Below are 7,418 nucleotides of genomic sequence, written 5' to 3' on the forward strand. Positions count from 1 at the left end.
CAGGCCGACCACCGCGGTCAGGCCCTCGCCCTGGCTGTGCACGAGGCTGTTCTTCGTGCCGATCAGCGACACCCGGCCCCGCACGGCGTTGCCTTCCGCGTCGTGGTCCAGCACCTGCCAGACCGCGTCCCAGGTGCCGACATCCGACCACGAGAACGACACCGGCAGCACCCCGGCCCGGGCGGTCCGCTCCATCACCGCGTAGTCGATCGAGATCTTGGGCGCCTGGGCGAAGGCCGCCGCATCGAGGCGCACGAAGTCGAGGTCGGTCACCGCCGCCTCCAGCGCCGCGCGCGCGGCCGCCAGCACCTCGGGGACGAATGCCTCCAACTCGGCCAGCATCAGGTCGGCGCGGAACAGGAAGTAGCCCGAGTTCCACAGGGCGCCGTCCGTGATCAGCGCCTCGGCGCCGGCCCGGTCGGGCTTCTCGACGAAGCGGGCGACGCGGGCGGCGCCCGGCGCCTCGGCGATCGGCTCGCCCCGGCGGATGTAGCCGTAATCGGTGGCGGGCCGGTCCGGCTCGATGCCGAGCGTCATGGTGTAGCCGGCCCGCGCGCCGGCGGCCGCGCGCCGCACCGCGTCGACGAAGGCCACCGTGTCGGGCACGACGTGGTCGGCGGCCAGGATCAGCACCACGGCCTGCGGGTCGGCGGCGGCGGCATGCAGCGCGGCCACCGCCACGGCGGCGGCCGAGTCGCGGCCCTGCGGCTCCAGCAGGATGTCGGCGGCAAGGCCCAGCTGGTCGCGCTGCTCGGCGACGATGAAGCGGGCCTCGGCCGAGGCGATCACGGTCGCCTTTGCGAACACGGACGTGTCCGACACCCGCGCCAGCGTCGCCTGGAAGGTCGAGCGCTCCGCGTCCACCAGCCGGGCGAACTGCTTGGGCATGCTCTCCCGCGACGCCGGCCACAGCCGCGTCCCCGTCCCGCCGCACAGGATCACGGGTAAAACCCTTTCGCTCCAATCTTGCACTTGCCTCTCCGCACTTTCTATCACGATTCAGCGACGGCAACCCGCATCCTGGCATCGTCCAAGATCCGGGCCAGGGACACCATTAGATCGATCTCAGGTGCCCAGCCCGTCGCTTGCTGCAGGTGGTGGGAGTCGCCGAACGCCAGAGGCACGTCTGATGCGCGTGTCCTTGCAGGATCCAGGCGAACCTCGAAGGCGACACGGGACAACTCCCGAAGCGCCATCAGTACGCTCTCGATGCTTCGCGGCTTGCCGGAGCAAATGTTAAATGTCTGCGGGCGATCAAATTTCTCCGCGCATTGGAGAACCTTAATGTAAGCCGCCACCACGTCTGAGACGTCGAGGAAGTCGCGCTGTGCGCACAGGTTACCAACCTCCACAAAAGGCGGGCGCCGCCCGGCTTCGATCAGGGCGATTTGATGCGCGAAGGAAGCAATCGCAAAGGCCAGACCCTGTCCGGGACCGATGTGATTGAATGGCCGCAGCACGATCGGCTTTATGCAGGTCCCTTCGGCTGATTTGAGCAACAGCTGCTCGCCCAGCAACTTGGAATGAGCATAGGCGTTCATTGGTTGCGGCGCTGTTTGCTCCGTTGCGGGACACTGGCTGATGAAAGCACGTCCGTATACCTCGCTCGAGCTAACGAAGGCGAAGGTACAGGGCTCTCCTACCCGTTCGATTGCATCAACTAAGTTATACAGGGCCCCAAAATTTATACGCCAAGTCTCGAACTTCGATCTGTCTGCGCGAACGATTGACGATTCGGCAGCGAGATGAAGTATCATGGTCGGGCGAAAGGTGCCGATCCGCCGCGCTACTGCAGCCGGATCGACTAGTTCGAGAGGCTCATAGACAACCCCATCTGGTGCTTTCCAGGAGACTCGGCGCCCCACGCCCAGGATCTCGGCCGAGACGAAAGCGTCACGGAACGCCCGGAGAACGTGGCTGCCCACGAAACCCGATGCGCCGGTGATAAGGATCCGGTTGCGCACGCGGGTTTAGGAGTGGCGGCGGATATCGGCGTCGACCATCTCGGTGATCAGCGCTTCCAGGCTCGTCTGCGCCTCCCAGCCGAAGGCTGCCTTGGCCTTGGCAGGGTTGCCCAGGAGCACCTCCACCTCCGCCGGCCGGAACAGGGCGGGGTCGATGACGAGGTGATCGTCGATATCCAGACCCACGTGCTTGAACGCGATGGCGCACATGTCGCGCACCGTCGTGGTCCGGCCGGTGGCGATCACGTAGTCGTCCGGGCGGTCCTGCTGCAGCATCAGCCACATCGCCTGCACGTAATCCCGGGCATGGCCCCAATCGCGCTTGGCGTCGATGTTGCCGAGCCGCAGCTCCTTCTGCTTGCCGAGCTTGATCCGCGCCACCGCGTCCGTAACCTTGCGGGTCACGAACTCGACCCCGCGCAGCGGGCTCTCGTGGTTGAACAGGATGCCGTTCGAGGCGTGCAGCCCGAAGCTCTCCCGGTAGTTGATGGTCATCCAGTGGGCGTAGAGCTTGGCCACACCGTAGGGCGAGCGCGGGTAGAACGGCGTCGACTCGCTCTGCTTGGCCTCCTGGATCAGGCCGAACATCTCCGAGGTCGAGGCCTGGTAGTAGCGCGCCTGCGGCGCCACCGAGCGCAGGCATTCCAGCATGTGCGCGGCGCCGAGGCCGGTCACCTGCCCGGTGAGAAGCGGCTGCTGCCACGACGAGGTCACGAAGGACTGGGCGGCGAGGTTGTAGATCTCGTCGGGCTTGGAAGCCTGGACGATGCGCATCAGCGCCGAGAGGTCCAACAGGTTGCCGTCGACCAGCTCGACATCGTCGAGGATGCCGAGCCACTTCAACCGGTGGTCGAACACGCCGGCATGACTGGAACGGCGCACGATGCCGGTGACCGCGTAACCCTTCTCCAGGAGCAGTTGCGCCAGATACGCGCCATCCTGGCCCGTCACACCCGTGATCAACGCTCGCTTGGCCGTCATGAACCCGTCCCGTCCTTGAGATGCCCGGCTGCTACGACCGACCCGGCACCCTCGTCAAGGCTACCGCACTTCTCAGGAATCCATCAGCTGTCGTTCTGAGACGTCTTTCCAGACGTCGATCAGGGCTCAGGGCATAGCCGCGAGCCGGCGCTCAACCTCGACGCCCGGCAGGCCGGCGGAGGAGGCCTCTTGAAATATTCTACAATAGCAGGCCCGATTTTGGTCAATTCTATTTCGATATCTTCTCATCATGAGGCTAAATTTATTAGCGATTAGCCGCAACAACCTGGGACATAGCCTACTGATAGTAGTTGTCGCGACGAAGGATACTTGGGGCGGATCATACCGTTCCGTGTGGCCGTCATGCCCCAGCCCCCTCGTCCGCCATGGCTGAAGCGGCGGCCTTCAGCCCCCACCGCACGAGGTCCTCGGCGTCCTGAGCCGATCTGGCCTCCGCGTAGCATCGCAGTTCCGGAGCGTTGCCCGAGGCGCGGAAGTGGATCGTCCGTCCGCCGTCCAGATCGATCCTGACGCCGTCCTGCTGATCGATGGCCTGTGGCGAACCGATCGGCCGGAGGAAATCGTTTCGGAAACCCGTCTCGCCGAGGCGCGCGAGAAAGGCGCCATTCCGCTCCGAGGGCGTGTTCGGAAGCCGGTCGCTCGCCATCTCGCCCGCATCGAGCGAGGCGACCAGATCGGCCAGCGACAGGCCAGCCGCGCGCGCCGACGCGAGCGACGCCAGGATGGGCAGCATCGCGTCGCGGGTCGGCAGGATACCTAGGATGTTCTCGCCGACGCGGACGTCCAACCCCAGCAGGAAGCCACCGTTGGCCTCGAAGCCGATCACAGCCCGGGCCCCGGCGCGTCGCGCCTGCTCCATGCCGGCGATGGCGAAGGGCGAGCCGACCTTGGTGCGGATGACCTGCCTGAAGCCGCCCGATCGCTCCAGGGCCGAGCAGGCCGTCACCGGCACCACAGCCGTATTGGCGCCCAGGTAGCGGGCCGTGATGAGCCCAAGCACGTCGCCCCGCACGATCTGCCCGGTGCCATCCGCCATCAGGGGCCGATCGGCGTCACCGTCGGTGGTCACCAGCGCGTCGTAGTCGCCGGACGCCATGACGCCGCGGATGAACGCGACGTCCTCGGGACGGTGCGCCTCGGTATCGATCGGCACGAAGGTGTCGGACCGGCCGATCGGCGTCGCGCTGGCGCCGAAGCCGGCAAGCAGGTCCGTCAGCAGGTCACGCGCGACCGAGCTCTGCTGATAGACCGCGATGCGCAGCCCCTCCAGGATCCGGGGTGCGAAGGCCGCACGGTAGCGCTGGCGATAGCGCGCGATGGCATCGGGCTCCGGCACGGGCGGGACTGGGGACATCGTCGCGTCGGAGGCTTCGATGTCGCCCAGAGCGGCCAGGATGGCAGCCTCGTCGGCTTTGGTGATCTCACCGTCGGGCCGATAGAATTTCAGACCGTTGCGGTCCTCGGGGATGTGGCTGCCGGTGACCATGACCACGTAGGCGCCGCGCCGCATCGCTTCGAGGACGAGAGCCGGGGTGGGGAGGGCACCGCAATCGACCGCCGTGAAGCCGGTCGCCGCAGCAGCATGCGTCAATGTCAAGGCGAGGCCGAGGCTGCTCGCCCGCAGGTCCCGCCCGATCACAACTCCGCGCCCGCCGTTCCCGGCCGGAACCGACCGGAAGATGGCGCCCGCATAGGCGTAGCACGGGCTGCCCACGAGGTCCGTCGCGAGACCCCGCAACCCGCTCGTCCCGAATTTTAGACTGCTCACGGCATTCCTACCGATGCCGACGCTGCGACATGCGCGTGACCCATGCCCAAAATCGCGCGCCGTCACAACGCTCGGCATGCGAACACGACGCCGGACGCGAATGTGGAGTTGGAGTTGGACCGTTTTGGATACTGCTGGCGAATTCCTACGCGCCCGCGGGCTGAGCCATGAGGCGAGCGAATGCAGAGCGTCGGGTTCGGCCAGCGGGCGTGTCGCCGATCCAGGCGGCAAGGCGGCCGAGATTGATCGCTGTCGCCGTCAGCAGGTGCTGCAGATGCGTCCTGGCCAGACCGAGATAGCGACTGCGACGCAGGCCCATCGTCCGTACGCCGCGTGAGAGCGTGCCTTCGATGCCAGCGCGCCGTCGCCGGTCAGCTGCGAAGGCCGACGAGGTCTCTCGTGCCCGCGCCGCGACGAGCGCATCGTGTTCCTCACGCGAGCGCGGGGTCAGTAGACGGCACTGCGAGCGGGTGCAGCGAGGCTTCAGGCTGCAGGCTCGGCAGTGCTGTGCAGCGAACCGAATCCGTATGACCGTGCGACCGAGGTTGTAATTGGGATGCCAACTCCGGCTGTCATGTCCCGCCGGGCAGGTCGCGATCTTCCGATCCCAGTCGAGGTGGAAGGCTTCGATGGTGAAGGCGCCCTCGGTACGCGCTTGCCACTGGTTGTCCTTCGACACCGGTCCGGTCAGGACGACGTCGTGATCACGCGCGGCGGCCACGAGACCGTCGGCGTCGATATAGGCGGCGTCGACGAGATGGCGGGCCGGCAGCAAGTCCTTCGTCGCCAGCGCCGCGTGCAACGGGTCGAGCACCGCCCGATCCACGATCGGGGCCGGTGTCGTCGCGACGTGGACGATCAGCGGCGGCTGGGCGTCGTCGCAGGTCTCGGTCAGGTGGACCTTGTAGCCGATCCATGTGGTCGCGCGCTTCTTGGCGTAGTGCACGTCCGGATCGTAGGGCGATGCGACCATCACCAGGGCCGCTGGGATGCCCTCGGCCTCCGTCCGCCAGCGGATCCGCCCGTCTCCCTCCGAGCCTCCGGTCGGTGGTTCGGTGACGTGGAAGTTCTGCAGCCAGACGCGGCGAAGGACCACCATGGCGGGGACGTTGCGCAGTGAACCGCGCCGGGTTTTCCGGAGGCCGTTTGGTTTGGCTCAGGCGGCCAAGGCTTGGACCTCGGCTTGGGCATAATAGCGTGCCTCCGCCTCGGCGGGAGGGATGTGGCCGATCGGTTCGAGCAGCCGACGGTGATTAAACCAATCCACCCATTCGAGCGTGGCAAACTCGACCGCCTCGAACGAGCGCCACGGCCCGCGTCGATGGATGACCTCCGCCTTGAACAGGCCGATCACCGTCTCGGCGAGAGCGTTATCGTACGAGTCGCCAACACTGCCGACGGAGGGTTCGACGCCCGCCTCGGCCAAGCGCTCGGTGTAGCGGATGCTCACATATTGCGATCCGCGATCCGAGTGACAGACGAGGCCGCTGCCGGCGAAGGGGCGGCGCTCGTGCAGGGCCTGCTCCAAGGCATCGAGCACGAAGTCGGCCCGGGCCGAGCGCGACACACGCCAGCCCACGATCCGGCGGGCGAAGACGTCGATCACGAAGGCCGCATAGACGAAGCCGCCCCAGGTGGCGATGTAGGTGAAATCCGCCACCCATAGCCGGTTCGGGCATTCGGCCCTGAACTGCCGATTGACCCGGTCGAGCGGGCAGGCCGCCGCCGGATCGGGAACGGTGGTGCGAACCCTCCGCCCCCGGACGACGCCAGCCAAGCCCATCGTTCGCATCAGCCGGGCCACCCTGCAGCGCGCCACAACGATCCCTTCGCGGGCGAGCTGCCGCCAGACCGTGCGCACGCCGTAGACCCGGAAGTTCGCCTCGTACACGCGCCGGATCTCGACCATGAGTGCCGCGTCCCGCTTGGCTCGAGCCGGCAGCCTCCCGGGATCGGCTCGTCGCGCGGCATGGGCGTGGTACGTCGACGGGGCGATCGGCAGAACCTTGCAGATCGGCTCGACCCCGTAGAGCGCACGATGATCGTCGATGAAGGCGATCATGACCGGAACCGGCGGTCGAGCTCCGCCTGGGCAAAATACGCCGATGCCTTTCTCAGGATCTCGTTGGCCTGCCGGAGCTCGCGGTTCTCCCGCTCTAGCGCCTTGATCCGCTCGCGCTCATCCGTCGTCGGTCCGGCCCGCACGCCCCGGTCGCGCTCGGCCTGGCGGACCCACTTGCGCAGCGTCTCGCCAGAGCAACCGATTTTGGCCGCGATCGACTGGATCGCGGCCCAGTGCGAACCGTGCTCGCTCTCATGCTCCCGGGCCAGCCGGACTGCCCGCTCGCGAACCTCAGGGCAAAAGGGTGGGGTATGCTTCGTCATGGCTCCAGTCTCTTGTCTTATGAAGGAATGGCTCCTTGGCTGGGGCTGCATCGAAGGGTCGTTGCCCGTCATGCAGGGGAATGCGGGCCGAAATTCTCTTGGTCGACACAGGACCGCTCTTGAGTGTGGCCGCTCTCCAAAACCTTCACCGACTTGAACGGATACAGGGGCTTCGGGCCCGTATGACAAGACGAAGCGGCGAGGCGAAACATGCAGCAGACCATCGGGATCGACATAGCTAAGGATACCCTTGACGCCTACCGGTTGGGCGATGGGCATCGGCTAAATGTCGACAATAA

Annotated in this window: 6 protein-coding genes and 1 other annotated feature; all 6 genes read right to left on the minus strand. The window is 66.5% G+C overall.

The annotated features are described in order from the left end of the window. Nucleotides 1–972: mannose-1-phosphate guanylyltransferase (locus tag BM396_RS31705; RefSeq protein WP_170867538.1), on the minus strand; the 972-nt coding region annotated here is incomplete at its 3' end. Between the two features lie 20 nt (nt 973–992). Continuing rightward, complete coding sequence (locus BM396_RS31710; RefSeq protein ID WP_043386710.1) at nt 993–1,964, minus strand: NAD-dependent epimerase/dehydratase family protein; 972 nt, start codon at nt 1,962–1,964, stop codon at nt 993–995. Between the two features lie 6 nt (nt 1,965–1,970). Next, complete coding sequence (locus BM396_RS31715; protein WP_091995323.1) at nt 1,971–2,945, minus strand: GDP-mannose 4,6-dehydratase; 975 nt, start codon at nt 2,943–2,945, stop codon at nt 1,971–1,973. 361 nt (nt 2,946–3,306) lie between these two features. Beyond that, entirely contained in the window at nt 3,307–4,734 is a 1,428-nt protein-coding gene (locus tag BM396_RS31720) for a phosphohexomutase domain-containing protein (protein ID WP_053608916.1), read from the minus strand. 145 nt (nt 4,735–4,879) lie between these two features. After that, on the minus strand, nt 4,880–5,680 hold the full coding sequence (locus BM396_RS31725) for a transposase (protein ID WP_170867539.1): 801 nt from the start codon (nt 5,678–5,680) through the stop codon (nt 4,880–4,882). A 210-nt stretch (nt 5,681–5,890) separates the two neighbouring features. Beyond that, nucleotides 5,891–7,119 (minus strand): IS3 family transposase gene (locus BM396_RS31730; protein ID WP_091995326.1). Its coding sequence is split into 2 segments (ribosomal slippage): nt 5,891–6,831 and nt 6,831–7,119, totalling 1,230 coding nucleotides; the frame shifts between segments, so codons are not numbered across the junction. Then, nucleotides 6,722–6,838, minus strand: a sequence feature (AL1L pseudoknot). Its footprint overlaps the gene before it by 117 nt. Nucleotides 7,120–7,418 lie beyond the last annotated feature (299 nt).

This window comes from Methylobacterium sp. UNCCL125 (assembly GCF_900116795.1).
GTDB classification, from domain to species: domain Bacteria; phylum Pseudomonadota; class Alphaproteobacteria; order Rhizobiales; family Beijerinckiaceae; genus Methylobacterium; species Methylobacterium fujisawaense.

Bases quoted from the DNA above. Each gene is read 5' to 3' on its own strand.
- BM396_RS31715 (WP_091995323.1), bottom strand. From the start codon at position 2,945: ATGACGGCCAAGCGAGCGTTGATCACGGGTGTGACGGGCCAGGATGGC.